Origin of the sequence: Rhizobium sp. NZLR1, assembly GCF_017357385.1 — a bacterium.
Classification (GTDB): Bacteria; Pseudomonadota; Alphaproteobacteria; order Rhizobiales; family Rhizobiaceae; genus Rhizobium.
In genome coordinates, this window is sequence record NZ_CP071632.1 from 2,983,425 (window position 1) to 3,001,691 (window position 18,267).

Annotated in this window: 18 protein-coding genes and 4 pseudogenes; 12 read left to right on the forward strand and 10 right to left on the reverse strand. The window is 61.8% G+C overall.

The genetic code is table 11. From position 1 onward, the window contains the following. Positions 1-48 precede the first annotated feature (48 nt). Together J3O30_RS14885 and J3O30_RS14890 are read right to left on the reverse strand one after the other, a co-directional pair. Positions 49-1,176, reverse strand: coding sequence for an ATP-dependent RecD-like DNA helicase (locus tag J3O30_RS14885; protein WP_207581058.1), 1,128 nt, complete (start codon positions 1,174-1,176; stop codon positions 49-51). A gap of 79 nt (positions 1,177-1,255) precedes the next feature. Further along, positions 1,256-2,172: pseudogene (locus J3O30_RS14890) on the reverse strand (LysR family transcriptional regulator). Between the two features lie 132 nt (positions 2,173-2,304). Here J3O30_RS14890 and J3O30_RS14895 point away from each other — a divergent pair. The 4 genes from J3O30_RS14895 (at position 2,305) to J3O30_RS14910 (ending at position 5,664) form a co-directional block, all read left to right on the forward strand. Continuing rightward, the gene (locus tag J3O30_RS14895) at positions 2,305-2,784 is read left to right on the forward strand and encodes a carboxymuconolactone decarboxylase family protein (protein WP_207581059.1); all 480 of its coding nucleotides are present in this window, start codon (positions 2,305-2,307) and stop codon (positions 2,782-2,784) included. Positions 2,785-2,852: 68 nt separating this feature from the next. After that, on the forward strand, positions 2,853-3,608 hold the full coding sequence (locus J3O30_RS14900; RefSeq protein ID WP_207581060.1) for an SDR family oxidoreductase: 756 nt from the start codon (positions 2,853-2,855) through the stop codon (positions 3,606-3,608). A 61-nt stretch (positions 3,609-3,669) separates the two neighbouring features. Next, a complete protein-coding gene (locus tag J3O30_RS14905) occupies positions 3,670-4,089 on the forward strand; it encodes a cupin domain-containing protein (protein WP_207581061.1) in 420 nt (139 codons plus the stop codon). A gap of 93 nt (positions 4,090-4,182) precedes the next feature. Continuing rightward, a complete protein-coding gene (locus J3O30_RS14910) occupies positions 4,183-5,664 on the forward strand; it encodes a mechanosensitive ion channel family protein (protein WP_207581062.1) in 1,482 nt (493 codons plus the stop codon). A 107-nt stretch (positions 5,665-5,771) separates the two neighbouring features. Here J3O30_RS14910 and J3O30_RS14915 read toward each other — a convergent pair whose 3' ends face one another. Continuing rightward, complete coding sequence (locus J3O30_RS14915; RefSeq protein WP_207581063.1) at positions 5,772-6,260, reverse strand: Rrf2 family transcriptional regulator; 489 nt, start codon at positions 6,258-6,260, stop codon at positions 5,772-5,774. A gap of 236 nt (positions 6,261-6,496) precedes the next feature. On the opposite strand from J3O30_RS14915, the gene J3O30_RS14920 reads away from it, so the two are divergent. From J3O30_RS14920 to J3O30_RS14930, 3 genes are read left to right on the forward strand one after another with little or no spacing between them, the layout of a single operon-like run. Next, complete coding sequence (locus J3O30_RS14920) at positions 6,497-6,877, forward strand: hypothetical protein (RefSeq protein ID WP_207581064.1); 381 nt, start codon at positions 6,497-6,499, stop codon at positions 6,875-6,877. Between the two features lie 49 nt (positions 6,878-6,926). Further along, positions 6,927-7,442 carry an RNA polymerase sigma factor gene (locus J3O30_RS14925; RefSeq protein WP_207581065.1) on the forward strand — a complete coding sequence of 172 codons (516 nt, stop codon included), beginning with the start codon at positions 6,927-6,929 and terminating at the stop codon, positions 7,440-7,442. Next, complete coding sequence (locus J3O30_RS14930; protein WP_207581066.1) at positions 7,439-8,221, forward strand: anti-sigma factor; 783 nt, start codon at positions 7,439-7,441, stop codon at positions 8,219-8,221. Before J3O30_RS14925 ends, J3O30_RS14930 begins: the two co-directional genes overlap by 4 nt. A gap of 202 nt (positions 8,222-8,423) precedes the next feature. Here the strand turns inward: J3O30_RS14930 and J3O30_RS14935 are convergent, their stop codons facing one another. The 3 genes from J3O30_RS14935 to nthA are packed head-to-tail and all read right to left on the reverse strand — an operon-like array spanning position 8,424 to position 10,082. Continuing rightward, positions 8,424-8,795 carry a nitrile hydratase accessory protein gene (locus tag J3O30_RS14935; RefSeq protein ID WP_207581067.1) on the reverse strand — a complete coding sequence of 124 codons (372 nt, stop codon included), beginning with the start codon at positions 8,793-8,795 and terminating at the stop codon, positions 8,424-8,426. Further along, positions 8,782-9,441: a nitrile hydratase subunit beta gene (nthB, locus tag J3O30_RS14940; protein WP_207581068.1), complete on the reverse strand. Its 660-nt coding sequence runs from the start codon at positions 9,439-9,441 to the stop codon at positions 8,782-8,784. Before nthB ends, J3O30_RS14935 begins: the two co-directional genes overlap by 14 nt. Further along, positions 9,438-10,082, reverse strand: a complete 645-nt coding sequence (gene nthA, locus J3O30_RS14945; RefSeq protein ID WP_207581069.1) for a nitrile hydratase subunit alpha — start codon at positions 10,080-10,082, stop codon at positions 9,438-9,440. The genes nthB and nthA overlap by 4 nt, the downstream gene beginning before the upstream one ends. Positions 10,083-10,340: 258 nt before the next feature. Between nthA and J3O30_RS14950 the strand changes: the two genes are divergently transcribed. Both J3O30_RS14950 and J3O30_RS14955 read left to right on the forward strand, forming a co-directional pair. Continuing rightward, positions 10,341-11,009: a hypothetical protein gene (locus tag J3O30_RS14950; RefSeq protein ID WP_246762676.1), complete on the forward strand. Its 669-nt coding sequence runs from the start codon at positions 10,341-10,343 to the stop codon at positions 11,007-11,009. A gap of 21 nt (positions 11,010-11,030) precedes the next feature. Continuing rightward, positions 11,031-11,477, forward strand: a pseudogene (locus tag J3O30_RS14955) (NAD(P)H-binding protein); the annotation flags it as partial. Between the two features lie 156 nt (positions 11,478-11,633). Here J3O30_RS14955 and J3O30_RS14960 read toward each other — a convergent pair. Further along, positions 11,634-12,714: pseudogene (locus J3O30_RS14960) on the reverse strand (IS5 family transposase); the annotation flags it as partial. 76 nt (positions 12,715-12,790) lie between these two features. On the opposite strand from J3O30_RS14960, the pseudogene J3O30_RS14965 reads away from it, so the two are divergent. Together J3O30_RS14965 and J3O30_RS14970 are read left to right on the forward strand one after the other, a co-directional pair. Continuing rightward, positions 12,791-13,630: pseudogene (locus tag J3O30_RS14965) on the forward strand (DoxX-like family protein); the annotation flags it as partial. Next, positions 13,630-14,106 (forward strand): DUF2269 domain-containing protein, encoded by a 477-nt coding sequence (locus J3O30_RS14970; protein WP_207581070.1) that lies wholly within the window; start codon positions 13,630-13,632, stop codon positions 14,104-14,106. The pseudogene J3O30_RS14965 and the gene J3O30_RS14970, both read left to right, overlap by 1 nt. On the opposite strand, the gene J3O30_RS14975 is transcribed toward J3O30_RS14970, so the two are convergent. Next, a complete protein-coding gene (locus J3O30_RS14975; RefSeq protein ID WP_207581071.1) occupies positions 14,098-14,691 on the reverse strand; it encodes a LysE family translocator in 594 nt (197 codons plus the stop codon). The two genes, J3O30_RS14970 and J3O30_RS14975, sit on opposite strands and share 9 nt — an antisense overlap. Before the next feature lie 151 nt (positions 14,692-14,842). Here J3O30_RS14975 and J3O30_RS14980 point away from each other — a divergent pair, with 151 nt between their 5' ends. Beyond that, the gene (locus J3O30_RS14980; RefSeq protein ID WP_207581072.1) at positions 14,843-15,691 is read left to right on the forward strand and encodes an aldo/keto reductase; all 849 of its coding nucleotides are present in this window, start codon (positions 14,843-14,845) and stop codon (positions 15,689-15,691) included. 34 nt (positions 15,692-15,725) lie between these two features. Here J3O30_RS14980 and ilvN read toward each other — a convergent pair whose 3' ends face one another. Further along, positions 15,726-16,298 (reverse strand): acetolactate synthase small subunit, encoded by a 573-nt coding sequence (gene ilvN, locus J3O30_RS14985; protein WP_207581073.1) that lies wholly within the window; start codon positions 16,296-16,298, stop codon positions 15,726-15,728. 83 nt (positions 16,299-16,381) lie between these two features. Then, on the reverse strand, positions 16,382-18,172 hold the full coding sequence (locus J3O30_RS14990; protein WP_207581074.1) for an acetolactate synthase 3 large subunit: 1,791 nt from the start codon (positions 18,170-18,172) through the stop codon (positions 16,382-16,384). Between the last annotated feature and the right edge of the window lie 95 nt (positions 18,173-18,267).

The window sequence follows — 18,267 nt, forward strand, 5'->3', positions numbered from 1 at the left end:
GGCCGCCACCGTCGACTTCCCGCCCAAGATCGCCAGGCGCGATCGAGGTCAGCGCACGATCGTCAGCGTCTCCGCCGCGCGCGTGATCGCGGTATAAAGCCAGCGTTCGCGCGTATCGCGAAAGGCCCAGCTCTCGTCGAACAGCACGACGTCGTTCCATTGCGAGCCCTGCGCCTTGTGAACGGTAAGCGCATAGCCGTAGTCGAACTCGTCGTAGCGTTTGCGGGTGTTCCAGGGGATCTCGCCTTCGACATCCTCGAAGGCCTGTTTCAGGAGCTTGATCTTGGCAGCTCCCCGGTCCATGTCGTCGTCCTCGGGCCGAACGAGGAGATTGATGCCGGGCTTCGTCGTTTCCTTGGACGAGGTCATCACCTGCCAGAGCGAGCCGTTCAGCAGGCCCTTGGCGGGATCGTTCCGGAGACAGACGAGCTTGTCGCCGGTCTGCGGGTAATCGGCATTGAAGCCTTTCAGCTCGCGCAGGCGCTGATTGTAGCGCCGCCGGGTCCTGTTGGTGCCGACGAGCACTTGGTCGGCATCGAGTACCAGCTGCTGCGTCACCTCGTTCTTCGAGATCACCTTGGCCGTGCCGTAATCGCCGTACATCACCTCATTGCCCTCGCGCACCTGCATGGCGAGCTTGATGATCGGATTATCGCGCGCCTGGCGATGGATATCGGTCAGCAGGTAATCGGGATCCTGATTGGTGAAGTAACCGCCGCCGGTGACCGGCGGCAGCTGGCCGGGATCGCCGAGCACCAGGATCGGCGTGCCGAAGCTCATTAGATCCTTGCCGAGCGCCTCGTCCACCATCGAGCATTCGTCGACGATAATCAGCGCCGCCTTGGCGACCGGGCTCTGCCGGTTGATCGAAAACATCGGTGCGATCGAAGTCTTGCCGGTCTCTTCGTCCTCCACCGCTTCCTCGCCGCGCGGGCGGTAGATCAGCGAATGGATCGTCCGGGCGTTGGAGGCGCCGCGCGAGCGCAACACTTGTGCGGCCTTGCCGGTAAAGGCCGCAAACAGCACATCACCGTCGACATTCTCGGCGAAATGCTTGGCAAGCGTCGTCTTGCCCGTTCCGGCATAGCCGAATAGGCGAAAGAGCGGCGAACGCCCTTCATTCAGCCATTTCGAAACAGCCTTGAGGGCTTCGTCTTGTTGCGGCGCAAATTGCATGATCGGACGACTTGGCAGGATTCGCGGGCGTTAGGCAAGGCGGAAAACGGCAAATCGCGCGGCGGGACGATCATCCGTTCTACTGCCAGCCCATGCCGCTCGCGCACATCGACGGGTCCCGCCCGATCGCATCGGTCAGAAAATCCAGAACCGTTTTGACGCGGAGCGGCATGTTGCGCCTCGAGGGATAGACGACCGTGATCGGCAGGCGGCTTGGTTGAAAATCCTCCATCAAGGGGATCAGCCGGCCAGCGGCGATATCCGGGACGGCGATGATATGGGAGAGGACCGCCAGGCCCGCGCCGGCAAGGGCTGCCCTGTGAATGGCGACGGCGCTGCAGGCGGTCAGGCGCGGCGAAATCCGAACCGAAATGTCTTCCGAGCCATTCGAGAACGACCAGGTGGAAGCTCCGCCGGCCCTGTTGTAGCACAGACATTCGTGCTCCCTGATGTCTTTCGGCGCCCGCGGCGCTTTCTTGCGCGCGAGATAGGTGGGTGATGCCACAAGGAAGGCCGTCGTCCAACCTATCCGCCGGCAAACGAGGCTGCTGTCAGCGACCGAGCCCAGCCGCACTTCGAGGTCGAGGCGCTCCTCGATCATATCGGAGCTTTGCTCCCTGAGGAGCAGTTCGACCGAAAGCTTCGGATGGACGGCAAGAAGATCGCCCAACCGTTCGCTGAGATAGAGGCCGAGCGGCGCGGGGACGCTGAGTCTGACCCTCCCCGAAGCCATGGCCCCATCCGATCCGGCCGCATCGCCGAGTTCCTCCACCGCTTCAAGAATCCTCAGCGCCATCGGCAGCATCCGTTCTCCCTCCGCCGTCAGCGACAGGCCGCTCGTCGTGCGATGTAGGAGGCGCGTGTTGAAATGGCCTTCAAGGCTGCGACCTGCCGTGAAACCGCCGGCTGTGTCACGTCGAGATCATGCGCCGCCGCTGAAAACGAGCCCGTCTCCACGACGCGTTGGAAGGCTCGCAATGCCGAAACGATATCCATCCCTGCCCCCTCATACTTTTGCGCATAGGCCTTATGCAGCCAAACTAAGCGAGAATGGCTTTACAGTCCAGCAATTAAGGATATCTTATATCCATAAGGATACTAAATATCCTTAATTAGAGGAGAGATGACATGAGCCAGCGATTGAACTACGCCCAGCAGTCCCCCGAGCTTTTCAAGAAATTCATGGAATTCAGCATGGCGCTGAAGAGCAGCGTGATCGACGAGAAGCTTCAGGCCCTCATCGAGATCCGCGCTTCACAGATCAATGGATGCGGCTTTTGCCTTGACATGCATGTGAAGCAGGCAAAGATCCATGGTGAGACCGAGCTCAGGCTCCATCACGTCGCCATCTGGCGGGAATCCAACCTGTTCGTTCCCCGCGAGCGCGCAGCCCTTGCCTGGACCGAAGCGCTGACGAAGCTTCCCGAGGGCGGCATTCCCGACGAGATTTACGAACGGGTTCGCGGCCAGCTTTCCGAAAAGGAAATCTCCGATCTGACCTTTGTCGTCATGGCCATCAATGCCTGGAACCGCGTTAATGTCGGCTTCAGGACGGTCCCCGGCTCGGCCGACAAGGCCTATGGCCTCGACAAATCAGGCTTGAACTAAACCCCACAATTCATTGAGAAGATTCACCTTTGACGCTGTCGCACCCCGGCAGCGAACGGAGATCTGTTATGAAAATCGTTGTCATCGGCGGAACCGGCCTCATCGGTTCAAAGACTGTCGAACGCTTGCACAAGCGCGGGCATGACGTGATTGCCGCCTCGCCAAACTCAGGCGTCAATACGATCACGGGAGAAGGACTGGCGAACGCGTTCTCCGGCGCCGAAGTGGTGCTAGACCTTGCCAATTCGCCATCCTTCGAAGACAAGGCCGTGCTCGAATTCTTCGAGACCTCGGGCCGCAATCTTCTCGCCGCCGAGAAGGTTGCCGGGGTAAAACACCATGTCGCTCTCTCCGTCGTCGGTACCGAGCGACTGCAGGAAAGCGGCTATTTCCGCGGCAAGCTCGCTCAGGAAAGACTGATCAAGGCGTCCGGCATTCCCTACACCATCGTGCATTCGACGCAATTCATGGAATTCCTCGGCGGAATCGCCCAATCGGCAACGGTCGGCCAGACAGTTCGCCTGTCGCCGGCCTATGTCCAGCCGATCGCCTCCGACGACGTCGCCGACGTCATGGCGGATGTGGCGCTCTCCGCGCCCGCCAACGCCACAATCGAGATATCAGGTCCGGAACGGGCGCGCCTGAGCGAACTCGTCGCCCGATATCTGAAGGCGATGAAAGACCCGCGTACCGTCGAAGCCGATCCGGAAGCGAAATATTTCGGCGTCCGGCTCAACGACCAGTCGCTCGTTTCCGACGACAGCCGCAGCCTCGGCTCGATCACCTTCGAACAATGGTTCGCAAAATCCGCCCAGCCGAAGTGATTTGCGCCAGGACGCGGCCGCTCGGGCGCGTCCTGCTCATCCAAGCAATATGGAGATTCCAATGATCAAAACCTCAGTCCTCGCCGCCGTCGCCCTCGCCTTTCTGACTGCCACCGGCGCCAGCGCCCACGACAACAGCAAGTCTGCGAAGGTCACCCTCGTCTATGAGCACGAGCTTCCGAACGTGCCGGGCAAGAGTATCAAGGGCGTGCTGGTCGAATATGGGCCGGGCGGCTTCTCCGAAGGCCACACCCATCCGGACACGGCCTTCATCTACGCCACCGTGCTCGAAGGAGCGATCCGCAGCCAGGTCAATGACGGCCCCGTCAAGGTCTATCATGCCGGCGAGAGTTTCTCCGAAATGCCGGGCGACCGGCACGGCGTCAGCGCCAACGGCAGCGAAACCAAGCCCGCCCGCCTGCTCGCCGTCTTCGTGGTCGACATCAACCAGAAAGAGCTGACCTATCCCCTCAAGAAGTAGGGGGCCGCCAAACCGTCCGCGCGGGCCGATGCTTGCGCTGGCGGCCGACATGCTGAATCATACGCCGCCCGCCCCTCCCGGAGACAAAGACAGATGATCTACGACGCGCTCTTCGGCAAGCCTCTGATATCGCTCATAACAGTCGGCTTCGCCGGGATCGTCGTCTGGCACCTGCTTTCCCGCCAACGGCCCACGACGCGGCTGGTGGTGCAGATATTCTTCTTCGCCGCGATGACTTTGATCCTCGTCGGCAGCGGCATCGAACCCCACCGGTTTCAAGGATATGAGTCCGAGGATCCGCAGGCCCTGCTCGTCATCGTCGCGAAAACGCTCTGGTGGATTCATTTGGCATGGGCCGTCATCGGTTTCATCAGGCTGTATCTGGTGCTGGAAGGCAGTCCACGAGAGGCTCGCCTGCTCCAGGATCTCGTCATTGGCGTCGTCTATATCGGCATGGCCCTGTCCGTTCTGGCCTTCGTCTTCGGCGTGCCGATCGGCACCCTCGTTGCGACCTCGGGCGTCGTCGCCATCATTCTCGGCCTTGCGCTGCAGAGCACGCTCGCAGACGTCTTCTCCGGCATCGCGCTGACCCTCGGCCGGCCATACATCATCGGTGACTGGATTCTTTTGAGCGACGGCACAGAGGGACGCGTCGTCGAAAGCAATTGGCGCGCGACGCACATCCTGACCAGCGCAAACAATCTCGTCGTTCTGCCGAACAGTTTTCTGGCCAAGCTCGCCGTGACGAATGTAAGCCGGCCGGACGAAAGCCATCTGCTGATCCTCACCATCCGCATCGCCCCGACACGGATGCCGGCATCGGTCCGCCAAGTGATGTTGTCGGCGCTCGCGAGCTGCAATTCCATCGTGCGCGAGCCGCCGCCGGTCGTGGCGCTGAGGGGGCTGGACGCCACGGCACTGGAGGTCGAGCTACAGTTCCGGGTGACGAGCCCCAGCCAGCGCGCGACGGCGCGAAACGAGGTGCTCGATCTCGTCTACCGTCATTGCAAGTCGGCCGGCCTGCTTCTGGCCATTCCGGCGGCCGCCTCGGTCCTGACGGGCGATCTGCCGACCGAAGAGAGCGCACGGGCGCCCCGCGTAACGCCGCTCGAACTGATCGAGGCCATACCGATCTTTGCGGCGCTGACGACCGATGAAAAGCAGAAACTCGCCGAGACAACCGCCGTGCGTGAGTTCCGCAAGGGCGACGTGATCGTGCGGGAGGGCGAAATGCTGCCGTCCCTGATGATGGTGCGGGCCGGCATTATCGCGGCGCGGCACGGAGATGGGGAACGCGGGCGGCTCGCGCCGGGTGATTTTTTCGGAGAAACCGGACTGCTCTCCGCCATGCAGGAAGTCTGTACCCTGGAGGCTCTTACCGCCGTGACGGTCTATGAAATCGATCAGCAGGCCTTCGCGCCGCTGCTGAGTGAGCGTCCGGCGCTGGCGGAAGAAATCGCCGAAGACCTCGCCCTCCGCGCGGAGCGATTCCGCGACGATGCCGCCCTGCCCGCCGAACCCGCCCACAGCGCGCGCGCTATCCTGAAAACCATCAGGACAATCTTCAGGGCCTAGCGCATCGTGCTTTCCGAAAATCGAAATCGATTTTCGGAAAGCACGATGCGTAGATTCAAAGTGTTACAGCGTCCTTTGCGCGTCTAATACGACCCGCGGCGCTGTAATCAGCCGGCGCGCTTGAGCACCCATTCGAACGTGCTCCGCCAGAGCTCGGGGGGCACTTCCTCGGACAAGGTGCCGACCAGATCGGAAAGCCGGACGCGTCTCAGCGTATCCCGCCAGGCCTCGTCCGCCGCCCACATAACGCGCGCGACCGCGCAGGGCTTGCTGTCGCAATATCCTTCGGCCCGGCAAGGATTGTTCGCCCGGATGTTCGTGCAGGTGAAGCTCAGCGTTTTGCCCTCGACCGCCTCGACGATGTCGAGGAAATTGATCTCCGAAGGAGGGCTCGCAAGCCTGTAGCCGCCAGTCGGGCCAAGCGTGGTCTCGACCAGCGATGCCTGCGAAAGGCTCTGCAGCGCCTTGGAGAGATATTCCTTCGGCAGACCATGAAGCTCTGCGAGCGCCTTGGTGGAAAGGTACCTGCCCTCGGGCAGGCCTGCGAGAATGGCGCAGCAGTGGAGCGCCCACTCGACCTGGCTTTTCAGGATCATTCAGCAACTCGCGTGATGGCTGTTTCAGGATGCGAATTAAGGATATACGCTATCCGAAAATCGGCATAATGTAAATGACCGCGCAAACCGGCCTTCGCCCCTGCCCGCGGAATATCGGCACGGGCTCGCGCGCCTCCTGCCATAAAACTTTCCATGCGTTGGGAACAAAACCGCCTCGTCTCGTGTCTCATCTCAGGCATCGCAAAATTGCATGCCCAATCTCAAGGAGAGACATCATGAAATCCGTGAAATTCCTGTTCGCCGTGGCGGCTGCCGCCCTTGCCGCCACCGCTGCTTTCGCAGCCACTCCAGTCAAGGAAGTCGAATCCGCCAAGGGTAAAGTTCTTGCCGGCAAAGACGGCATGACCCTCTACACCTTCAAAAAGGACGCCAAGGGGGTTTCCAACTGCAACGACGATTGCGCCAAGAACTGGCCGCCGCTGATGGCCGCTGGCGGTGCCAAGGCTGATGGTGCATATTCTATCATCGACCGTAAGGACGGCACGAAGCAATGGGCCAAGGACGGCATGCCGCTTTATTACTGGGTCAAGGACAAGAAGATGGGCGACATCACCGGCGATGGCGTCGGCGGCAACTGGAGCCTTGCCAAACCTTGATTGTAGAGGCCTTGATCGAAGGGGCGGTCATCACAAGAGAGCGGTCGGCGTGAAAACACCCGCACCGGAAAGTTTCGAGGGCCAGATCCTGGCCCTCCTCCCCTCGCTCCGGCGCTATTCGCGTAGCCTGACGCGCTCGGATGCCGACGGCGAGGATCTGCTCCAAGACTGTGTCGAGAAGGTGCTGGCGCGCCGTGGCCAATGGCGCGGCCTCAACCTGCGCGGCTGGGTCCTGACCATTATGACCAATCTCTACCGCAACGGCCGGCGCGGCAAGGCGCGCGACGCCGTCGTTGAACTCGACGCCGCAGGGGACATCGCCGCACCCGAAACGCTGGCCGATCCGCTGGAGCGCGCCCGGCTCGACAACGCGCTGAACAGCCTTTCGGAGGAGCGCCGCGCCGTGCTGATGCTCGTGGTCATCGAGGGATACACGTATAGCGAGGTTGCCGCTGCCCTCGACATCCCCATCGGCACCGTCATGTCCCGGCTGTCGCGCGCCCGCCAGCGCGTCGCCGAGCGGCTGAAAGCCGATAACATCATTACGCTTCGGAGGCCGAAATGAACGAAGCCAACCCGATCGTCACCGAAGCCGATCTCCACGCCTATGCCGACGGCCAGTTGCCGCAAGCGGCGCGCGCCCGGATCCAGGCTTACCTCGCCGACAACCCCGACGAGGCGGCTCTGGTCGCCGAATGGCAGGCGCAGAATAGCAGCATCCGGTCGCTGTTTTCAGGATATGAGCACGCGAAGGACACCGACACTCTGCTCGTCTCGCCCCTGCGCGCCATTTCATCGGGGCGGAAACGTTTGGCGATCGCCGCCGCAGCCCTCGTCGTCTTCGCGCTCGGCGCCGTCGCCGGCCACTACGGCCCGGCTCTGCTGGAAAGGCCGGAGCTGCAGCTTGCCGGCTCCGAAACCCTGCCGAAGCAGGCTGAGACCGCGTTCATGGTCTATGCCGCCGAGGTTCGCCATCCGGTCGAGGTCTTCGCCGACGAGGAGCTTCATCTCGCCACCTGGCTCGGCAAGCGCCTGGCCATCCAGAATCTGAAGATCCCCGATCTGCAGCCACTCGGCTTCAAACTGGTCGGCGGCCGCCTGCTGCCCGTCGATGGCCGACCGGGCGCCATGTTCATGTACGAGAACCAGGCAGGCGAACGCCTGACCGTCATCGTCGGCCGCAACACCGAAAACCGCACGACCAGCTTCCGCTTCGCCTCATCGGGCAATCTCGAGACCTTCTACTGGATCGACGGCGAACTCGGTTATGCCGTCACCGGCGAAATCTCCAGGCAGACGCTGCGTGATGTTGCCGAGGAATGCTACCGGCAGTTTCCGTCCTAGAGCATGTCTCGCAAAAGTATGCCGCGGTTTTGCGATAAAGACATGCATAAAAACAAAGACCTAAAGCGTGACAACCGATTGTGAAAGATCGCGACACGCTTTAGAGCAACTCCAGGAAAAGTGCGAAGCGGTTTTCCGTCCGGAATTGCGTAAAAACAATAGACTAGAGCGGTTCTGCGCTTCCGTTGAACCGCTCTACAGATCAGCGCAGCGGATCGTTGGTAAGTTCGATCGGCTGCCCGTGCGGCGTGGCTTCGGCGGCCCGCTGCCAGCTCTGCTGCAGGTCGAGGATGACGGATGCATCCGCTATGTCGCGACTGACGAGCAGTTCGGAAAGGGCCGCCACCCAGCAGTCGAAATAATCGCTGCCATCTTCGGCACGGCCGGGCGTATGCAACTCCTTAGACAGGACCTCAGCCCATTCGCCCCAGGCGAATAGCCCCTTCTCATGCAGATGCACGGTCATAGCGAAAGCTTCCGCCGCCCAAGGCTCGGGAAAAATCGGATCCCCCTCCGACGACCTCGGCAAGCCTGGCGATTGCGCCAGCTGAGACGGCGTCTCACAAACGCTCAAGATAGCTCTCCCACGCATCGATGGAGACCCTCAGTGATGGATCCGCCCCCTCGCCCCAGATCTCGCCGCCGTCGAAGACGACTGTGTAGAGCCATTGCGGATTTTCGCCGCGGCCATGCGCGTTATCGTCGGGGAAGACGAAAGCCCCTTGCACCGCCTCGACGACACCCGTCTTGGCGCGCGCATAACGTGGCAGGCGCGTGTGCGTGGCCGGATTGAAATTCTTTGTCTTCACCACCTCACCCACTGCGAAGAGCGGCGTGGTCCCGATCGGACGATCGCAAGGTCCGCCTTTGGCCAGAGCAGCAGGCACCATCTCCGCCTTCAGCACCCGCTTCGGCACCGCGCCGCCCTGCTGCGCATGGCCGGACTGCAATTCCGCGCGCGTCGCAAAGCCGTGCCGTTCGAGCAGCGTCTCGACGCCGCGGATCCAGATCTCGTAATAGCTGGCGGCGAGGTAGTCGGCCGGCGGAATATTCTCGCGCGCATGCCGGCTTTCATCGATCGTCCATGCGCCGAAAGCGCCGCAGGAAAGCGTGACGCCGAGCGCCCGCTTTTCCCATTCGGCGTGGAAACAGGGTTCGTCCTTTTCCGGCGCGACAGGACCAAAACCCATCTGACCACCGAGATCGTGCGGTCCGTTCATGCAAGAGCCTCCGGGCTTCGGGCGACGGCCGTGCCGATCATTGCATCGCGGCTGACGAGATCAGCGAGAGCTGCCTCGTCTATTCCGTCCGTGCCGTCCGGCCGTTCGGGAATGACGAGATAACGCAGCTCCGCCGTCGAATCCCAGACGCGGATCTTCTTCTCCTTCGGCAGCGTCAGCCCGAATTCGGCAAGCACGCCGCGCGGATCGATCACCGCGCGCGAGCGATAGGCCGGCGCCTTGTACCAGACCGGCGGCAGGCCGAGCACCGACCAGGGATAACAGGAGCAGAGCGTGCAGACGATGAGATTATGGGTCTCGGCCGTATTGAAGACGGCGCGCATATGCTCGCCCTGCCGGCCGGTATAGCCGAGGCTGGCAATCGCCGCCGTCGCATCGCGCTTCAGCCACTCGGCGAAATCGGCATCGCTCCAGGCCTTGGCAACGACATGCGCACCGTTCCTCGGCCCCACCTTCGTCTCATAGGTCTCGACAATCGCATCGATCGCCGTCGGGTCGATCAGACCCTTCGCCGTCAGCAGCGTTTCCAGCGCTTTGACGCGGGCTTGCATGTCGGAATAGTGGTTGTCGTGGTCATGGTCGTCGTGGTCATGACCTGCATGATCGTCGCTGTGCCGCATAACGCTCTCCCGAATAGGCGGCTGGATCTTAGGCGCTGGTCGGATGGCCGCCAAGTGCGTTTCTCGTAAAGATGCCGCCAGGCGAATAGGGATTGGTTAAGCAAACCATCCTTCACCCCGCCGATATAACCAAACATTAATGGCTTCATCTTCAGATTGCACCGCATGAAAACTCCGACATTCGGCCGAAGAACCAATCCGCCCGCCTCTTCCTCCTCCTCTCAGGCAGAGGAAATAAAGATCCGTGCGCAAAGCGCTGTGCAGGACGATCCGCGCCCGAACGAGGCCGGCAATCCTTTGCAAGGCCCGAGGCTCGTGGCCCGCGCCCTCCTCGACCGGATCCGTCAGGAAATCGCCGAAGACGGCCGTTTTCGGATGATCGATCTATTGGCGGCGCTCGGATCAATCGGCGGATTCTCTTGTGTTCTTGCCGCACTCAATGTGGCTGAAGCAGGGCAATGTCGCGACGGCGCCGATCTAGTCACCATGGAAACAAGGGATGGATCTCGCTACTACGCTGGCAATCTGCCGAATGCTTTCCTGCTGGAAAGCCATGATTCTCTGCTGGCGCTGACCTATGGCGCCGCCGGAAACCAGGGCGCGGTTCTGTCGCAAGAGACGGTCCTCGATACGTTTCGCCATGTCGCGGCCACCATCGGCGATCCGCAGTTCGGCAGGCCACGGTTGGCGGAAGATGATCAGCCCGGCGCCCTGCCCATCAGCTATGTCAGGCGCCTCTGGCCGATTGCCCGGCAGGTTCTGGATATGAACCATGTCCCGGTCCGGCGGCGGCCGCTGGCGATCGGCATGGCAATCGAGCTTGCTTTCGCGATCGACGAGCAGCCGATAGACCCGCTACTGGCAGCACAAATCGTGACCGAATGCGCCGTTCCCATGGCAAAAATCGATCCGCGTAAAATTGCTTGAGGTATCGGTAACCTCCTCCTTATGAATATTCTCATTCTCGGTGCTACAGGCTTTATCGGTTCGGCGGTCGCGGCAAGATTGCTAGAGGATGGCCATGTCATCACCGGGCTTGGCCGGAATCCCGGCCGGGCGCGCCTCCGCCAGCCCAGCATCCGTTGGATCAGCGCAAATCTGGCTAGGATGACCGACGCGGCCGACTGGGCGACGGTACTTGAAGGCCAGCAGATTGTCGTCAACGGCGCTGGCGCTTTGCAGGACGGCCTGTCTGACGACCTTGCCGCCACACAGGAACGGGCGATGATCGCGCTGCAGGGAGCAGCACGCACGGCCGGCGTGAAGTTGATCGTCCAGATATCGGCGCGCACTGACGGCGCCGGTCGTGATCGGCCCTTTCTAGCGACCAAGCGTGCCGCCGACCTGGCGCTTGCGGCAAGCGGCATTCCCTACGTGATCCTGCGCCCAGCGCTAGCAGGCTGCTGAAATTCGCTCTGCGTTGGCGCAGTTGCTTGCTGTGGGTCTGATTTTTTTACAGACTGGCTGTCGTGCGGTGGGATTTTGGCCGATTGAGGCGGGTTTTCTGGCCATATCGGCTTTTTGATCTCCCTCAAGACACACTTCGCCCGTCGATCCGATCAATTTGGGAAGGCGGATGATGTTGTACGCGACAAGGGCGAAGGTGAAGGCGGCCTTCACCTTGTCCAGTCCGCGCAGCTTGAGCTGCGCCAGCCCGGCCGTCGTCTTGACCCAGCCGAAGACTTCCTCGATCCGCTTGCGGCAGCGCAGGCTGATCGCATAGCCGGCACTTTGCGCCACCTCTGGCGGCACCGCCGTCTTGCGCACCTTGCCCGTCTTGCTCACCGTCCCATTGATCGCCACATGCGGCACGATCTTGCGAGCCTTCAACTCCTCGACGAAGGCTTCCGCGTCGTAGCCCTTGTCGGCGCCCAGCGTCGCCCCTTCGCCAAGGCCCTCGCTCAGTGCGCTCGCCGCATCCCGCTCGCCCGTGCCGGTCGCATGCGTCACCGCGCCGTCGACCACAAGCCCGTTGCGGTTCTCCATCAGTGCGTGCCCCAGATAGGCTAAGCGGCTCTCCTGGCCATTGCCCTTGCGGTACAGACGCGCATCCGGGTCCGTCGTCGAGGCATGCGTCTTGTTCGAGCGCTTCTCCTTGCGAAAGTTGCGCTCGCCGTTGCGGCCATCCTCCGGCGGCTCATCCGAACCGTCCTTGGCCCGGAAGCTCTTCATCGAGGCAAACGCCTTCAGCATCGTGCCGTCGACCGAAAAATGCTCCGCACTCAACAGCCGCTTGACCGCAGGCTGCGAAAGCAACGCCGACAGGAAACCCTGGGCAACCTCCGTCGTCAGCAGCCGGTCCCGGTTCTTCGAAAACGACGAGGCATCCCAGACCGCATCGTCGATGCCAAGCCCGACGAACCAGCGGAACAGCAGGTCGAACTCCAGCCGTTCCATCAGTTGACGCTCCGAGCGGATCGAATAGAGCATCTGCAGCAGCACCGCCCGCAGCATCCGCTCCGGCGCAATCGACGGCCGACCGGTGTTGGCATACAGCGCTGCAAACGATCCATCCAACGCCACAAACGAGGTGTTCACAAGTTCGCGCATCGCCCGAAGCGGATGCCGGGCCGGAACCCGTGCCTCAAGGTCACGAAAACAGCGACCCCGTCCGATCATCCCCGCCGCGCATCCAAATTCCCTCGAAATCACTTGCAAGATGGAATCATGTGTCCAGCCCAAAAGCCAGTGGGTTTTTCAGCAGCCTGCTAGTGCTCGGCCGAAACGCCCACGGTGGCACAGCGCTGCTGCGTTCCCTCGCTACCATCCCCCTCGTCCTGCCGCTCATCCACGCCGACAGCCCGGTCGAAACCGTCGCCGTCGAAGATGTCGCCGCCGCAGTCTCAGCCGCAATCTGCGGTGCGCTCCCCTCCGGCAGCGATATCGAACTGGCGGCCGAAGAACGGCAAACGCTCGCAAGCCTCGTCAAACTCCACCGCGCCTGGCTCGGCCTGCCGCATGCACCCGTCATTTCCATTCCGCCCATTCTTGCAAGGCCGGTCACATGGCTTGCGGATATGGCCGGTCATCTCGGCTGGCGCTCGCCGCTGCGCTCTACCGCCATGACCGTCATGTCCGAAGGTATCAGCATGGATCGCGCGCCACCGTCAGGCCTGGCGACTCTCTCGGCGGCCGCAACCCTTTCGGGCAATCCCTCCGGCGTGCAGGATCTCTGGTTTGCCCGGCTCTATCTCCTGAAGCCGCTTGTCATCTCGGGCCTCTCCGCCTTCTGGCTGCTCTCCGGCCTGATCCCGTTGCTTGCGATCGAGAAAACATCCACCCATTTCCTGCCGTTTATGCCGGAGGCAGCCGCAACGATGCTGACACTGGCCACCTGCCTGATCGACATCGCGCTCGGCGCCGCCGTCCTTTTCCGTCCGCTGGCCAAACGCGCTCTTCTCGGCATGCTGGCCGTGTCGCTCGCCTATCTCATTGGCGCAAGCCTCATAGAACCGGCACTCTGGCTCGATCCGCTCGGCCCGCTCGTCAAGGTGCTGCCGTCGATCCTGCTGACGCTGACAGCCCTCGCCACCCTGGATGAACGCTGATGCTTGAGCAATGGTTGCTCTTTGCCCATGTCATCGGCGCGACCGTGCTCTTCGGCACCGGCGCCGGCATCGCCTTCTTCATGATGATGGCGCACCGGACACGTGATCCCCGGCTGATTGCCCATGTCGCCGCCACCGTCGTCGTCGCAGACACCGTCTTTACCGCCACCGCAGCCATTCTCCAGCCGGCCACCGGCGCTCTGCTGGCCCGATCGATCGGCTGGGAGCTGTCGGAGGGATGGATCACGCTTTCGCTGCTGCTTTACGTCGTCACCGGCCTGTTCTGGCTGCCGGTTGTCCGGATCCAGATCCGGCTGCGCGATCTCGCCCGCATGGCCGCGGCGTCTGGAAGCGCCTTGCCGCCGGCTTATTTTCGCCTCTACCGCATCTGGTTCGCCTGCGGTTTTCCGGCCTTCTCAGCCGTCGTCGGCATTCTCTGGCTGATGCTGATGAAGCCGGCAATCGCTCTATTTTAGCATCGGCCAGAGGCTCGCCACCAATAGCACCGCCATGCTGATATTGAACCATCTCAGCCGCACCGGATCGGAAAGCCATTCCCGCAACGCCGAACCAAAGCCCGCCCATGTCGATACGCTTGGCACGTTGACGGCTGCGAAAGCCAGGCCGACGAGAAGCACGCTGCCCAAGTAAAGCTCCGGATTGGTATAGGTCGCCATCGCGGTGACCGCCATTACCCAGGCTTTCGGATTGACCCACTGGAAGGCGGCAGCCGAAAAGAATGACATCGGCTCGACGCCGCTCCTGCCTTCGGCGAGCGACCGCGAAGAGGCGATCTTCCAGGCGATCCAGACGAGATAGGCACCGCCGGCAAATTTCAGCGCCATATAGACGACCGGCACCGTATGCAGAACCGCACCGAGCCCGAGGCCGACGCCGATGAGCAGCGAGAAGAAGCCGACACCGATGCCGAACATATGCGGGATCGTCCTGCGGAAGCCGAAATTCACGCCCGATGCAAAAAGCATCATATTGTTCGGCCCCGGCGTGATCGACGTCGTAAAGGCGAAGAGAATGAGGGCGAGAAATGTATCCAGCGGCATGCGACCTCCCGAACCGACCTTCTCGGCCGAGTTCATTTTAGGTCAGCATAACTGTCCTAAACAGCTGACACCATTCCATCATTGTCATGGTGACAGGATTGCTTGAAAGATGGCGACACGGCCCAATCTCTTCGCGAACGGAAGAAAACCCATGCAGGACGACCCGATCCCATCCATTACATTCCCGAACGGCGCGCAAGTGCCGGCACTCGGCCAGGGAAGCTGGGCCATGGGCGAGGATGCCGGCCACGCTAGGGCGGAGATCGAAAGTCTCAAGGTCGGCATCGATCTCGGCATGACGCTGATCGACACCGCCGAAATGTACGGCGACGGCGGTGCCGAAGAGATCGTCGGCCAAGCGATCAGCGGACGGCGCGACGAGGTCTTCATCGTCAGCAAGGTCTATCCCTGGAACGCCAGCCTGAAGGGCACGGTCGAGGCCTGCGAGCGCAGTCTCGAACGGCTTCGCACCGACAGCATCGATCTCTATCTCCTGCACTGGCGCGGCAGCCATCCGCTGGCCGAGACCGTCGCGGCCTTCGAAATGCTGAAGGCATCCGGCAAGATCGGCGCCTGGGGCGTCTCCAACTTCGACACCGGCGACATGGAGGAACTTCTCGGAGTGCCCGACGGCGCCAATGTCGCCGCCAACCAGGTGCTCTACAATCTCTCCCGCCGCGGCATCGAATTCGACCTCTTGCCCTGGTGCCAGAGCCGTAAGATTCCCGTCATGGCCTATTCGCCGATCGAGCAGGGACATATCCTGCATCATCCCGAGCTGATCCGCATCGCCAAGGCCTATCAGGCAACGCCCGCCCAGCTGGCGCTGGCCTTCCTGCTCGAACGCGACGGCGTCATCGTCATCCCGAAGACATCGAATGCTGAACGCGCGGCGGAAAACCGCGACTGCGTCTCGCTCGATATCACTGCCGAGGACTGGCAGGCGCTCGACGCCGCCTTCCCGCCGCCCACCAAGAAAAAACCGCTGGAGATGCTCTGATCTTCAGCGGCTTCCAATTATTACAGCAGCGAGCTTACATGCCCTGCGCGCCGCGATTCATTGCGGCGATGCCGGTGCGGCAGACCTCGATGAGGCCGAGCGGCTTCATGATCGCCACGAACTGATCGATCTTCGATGACTTGCCGGTTATCTCAAGAATAAAGTGACCGACCGTCGCATCCACCACCTTGGCATGGAAGGCATCGGCCAGGCGCAGCGTCTCGGCGCGCATGTCGCCCTCGCCGATCACCTTGACCAGCGCCACTTCGCGCTCGATCGGCCGGTCCTGGCCGAGTTCGCGGGCACGCACCGTCAGGTCGACGACGCGGTGTACCGGTACGATGCGCTCGAGCTGCGCCTTGATCTGCTCCAGCACATGCGGTGTGCCGCGTGTGACGATGGTGATCCGGGAAAGATGCGCCTGATGTTCGGTCTCGGAGACCGTCAGGCTTTCGATATTGTAGCCCCGGCCGGAAAACAGGCCGATGACCCGGGCAAGAACGCCCGGCTCATTGTCGACGAGAATGGAAAGCGTGTGGCTTTCGATCGCCGCCGTTTCCGGCGAAATGAAATAGGCGGAGCCCGTGGGCTGAAGGTGTGCGTTCATGGTCTTGAGTTTCCTCTTCCCTGCCGCATAACCCCGAAAATCGGAAACGATTTTCGGAAAGGATTATGCGCAAATTAAAAATGTCAGACGAGCGCGCGGCCCTTGGCATCGATTGCATTGGCGACCGCTTCGTCCGTGGCCTCATCCGGCAGCAGCATTTCGTTGTGGGCCTTGCCCGAGGGGATCATCGGGAAACAATTGGCGAGATTGGCAACGCGGCAATCGAAAATGACCGGCTTTCTGACCTCGATCATCTCCAGAATGGTGTCGTCGAGATGCTCCGGCTTTTCGCAACGCAGACCGACAGCACCATAGGCTTCCGCCAGCTTGACGAAATCAGGCATCGCCTCGGTATAGGAGTTCGACAGCCGGTTGCCGTGCAGCAGCTGCTGCCACTGGCGCACCATGCCCATATACTGGTTGTTCATGATAAAGATCTTGATCGGCGCATCGTGCTGGATCGCAGCCGACATTTCCTGGATGCACATCTGGATCGAGGCATCGCCGGCAATGTCGATGACGAGGCTGTCGGGATGGGCGATCTGTACGCCGAGCGCTGCCGGCAGGCCATATCCCATCGTGCCGAGGCCGCCGGAAGTCATCCAGCGGTTCGGCTGCTCGAAGCCGAAGAACTGCGCCGCCCACATCTGGTGCTGGCCAACCTCGGTCGTGATGTAGGTGTCGCGGTCCTTGGTATGCGCGTAGAGCCGCTCCAGCGCATATTGCGGCATGATGACATCGCTGCTCCTTGTATAGGCAAAGGAGTTGCGCGCCCGCCAGCGAGCGATATCGGTCCACCAGTCCTCAAGGCGGCCCTTTTCCGGCTTCTTCGGCAGCGCCCTCCACAGGCGGACCATGTCTTCGAGGATATGGCCGACATCGCCGCGGATGCCGATATCGACACGGACGTTCTTGTTGATCGAAGATGGATCGATATCGATATGGATCTTCTTCGAATTCGGCGAAAAGGCATTGAGACGGCCGGTGATACGGTCGTCGAAACGGGCGCCGATGCAGACCATGACATCGCAGTCGTGCATCGCCATGTTGGCCTCATAGGAGCCATGCATGCCGAGCATCTTCAACCAGTTCTTGCCCGAAGCGGGATAGGCGCCGAGGCCCATCAGCGTCGAGGTGATCGGGAAATCGGTGAGTTCGACCAGCTCGCGCAGCAGCTTGGAAGCCTCAGGCCCGGAATTGACGACGCCACCGCCGGAATAGATGACCGGACGGCGCGCATTCGCCATCAGCTCGATCGCCGCATGGATCTGGTTGAGGTCGCCCTGGATCTTCGGCTGGTAGCTCTTCTGGATCGCGTAATCGGCGGGCGGCGTGTAGGTGCCGGTCGCAAACTGCACGTCTTTCGGAATATCGACGACGACAGGACCCGGACGACCGGACTGGGCGATGCGGAAGGCTTCGTGGATGACTGCGGCGAGCTGGTTGACGTCCTTGACCAGCCAATTGTGCTTGGTGCAGGGCCGGGTGATGCCGACCGTATCGCATTCCTGGAAGGCGTCGGAGCCGATCAGCGGCGTCGGGACCTGACCGGTCAGGCAGACGAGCGGGATCGAATCCATCAGCGCGTCCTGCAGCGGCGTGACCGCATTGGTAGCGCCCGGGCCCGAGGTCACCAGCATGACGCCGACCTTGCCGGTGGAGCGCGCGTACCCTTCGGCCGCATGACCTGCCCCCTGCTCATGGCGGACGAGGATGTGCTTGACGTCTTCCTGCTGGAAGATCTCGTCGTAGATCGGCAGGACCGCGCCGCCCGGATAGCCGAAGATATGTTCGACGCCGTTGTCCTTCAGCGCCTTGAGAACGATCTCCGCTCCCGTCATCCGATTGCCTGCCGCCTGATTGTCCGTGCTCATCTGTCTGTTCCGTTTGATGCTGGGATTGCGTTTGTGGCCGGAAGCCCGAATTTCGGGCATAAAAAAAGGCCCCGGAGGAGCCTGTCATCTAGCGC

Coding starts and splice junctions, on each gene's coding strand:
- J3O30_RS14885 (WP_207581058.1), bottom strand. CDS start 1,176: ATGCAATTTGCGCCGCAACAAGACGAAGCCCTCAAGGCTGTTTCGAAA.
- J3O30_RS14895 (WP_207581059.1), top strand. CDS start 2,305: ATGAGCCAGCGATTGAACTACGCCCAGCAGTCCCCCGAGCTTTTCAAG.
- J3O30_RS14900 (WP_207581060.1), top strand. CDS start 2,853: ATGAAAATCGTTGTCATCGGCGGAACCGGCCTCATCGGTTCAAAGACT.
- J3O30_RS14905 (WP_207581061.1), top strand. CDS start 3,670: ATGATCAAAACCTCAGTCCTCGCCGCCGTCGCCCTCGCCTTTCTGACT.
- J3O30_RS14910 (WP_207581062.1), top strand. CDS start 4,183: ATGATCTACGACGCGCTCTTCGGCAAGCCTCTGATATCGCTCATAACA.
- J3O30_RS14915 (WP_207581063.1), bottom strand. CDS start 6,260: ATGATCCTGAAAAGCCAGGTCGAGTGGGCGCTCCACTGCTGCGCCATT.
- J3O30_RS14920 (WP_207581064.1), top strand. CDS start 6,497: ATGAAATCCGTGAAATTCCTGTTCGCCGTGGCGGCTGCCGCCCTTGCC.
- J3O30_RS14930 (WP_207581066.1), top strand. CDS start 7,439: ATGAACGAAGCCAACCCGATCGTCACCGAAGCCGATCTCCACGCCTAT.
- nthB (WP_207581068.1), bottom strand. CDS start 9,441: ATGAACGGACCGCACGATCTCGGTGGTCAGATGGGTTTTGGTCCTGTC.
- nthA (WP_207581069.1), bottom strand. CDS start 10,082: ATGCGGCACAGCGACGATCATGCAGGTCATGACCACGACGACCATGAC.
- J3O30_RS14970 (WP_207581070.1), top strand. CDS start 13,630: ATGCTTGAGCAATGGTTGCTCTTTGCCCATGTCATCGGCGCGACCGTG.
- J3O30_RS14975 (WP_207581071.1), bottom strand. CDS start 14,691: ATGCCGCTGGATACATTTCTCGCCCTCATTCTCTTCGCCTTTACGACG.
- J3O30_RS14980 (WP_207581072.1), top strand. CDS start 14,843: ATGCAGGACGACCCGATCCCATCCATTACATTCCCGAACGGCGCGCAA.
- ilvN (WP_207581073.1), bottom strand. CDS start 16,298: ATGAACGCACACCTTCAGCCCACGGGCTCCGCCTATTTCATTTCGCCG.
- J3O30_RS14990 (WP_207581074.1), bottom strand. CDS start 18,172: ATGAGCACGGACAATCAGGCGGCAGGCAATCGGATGACGGGAGCGGAG.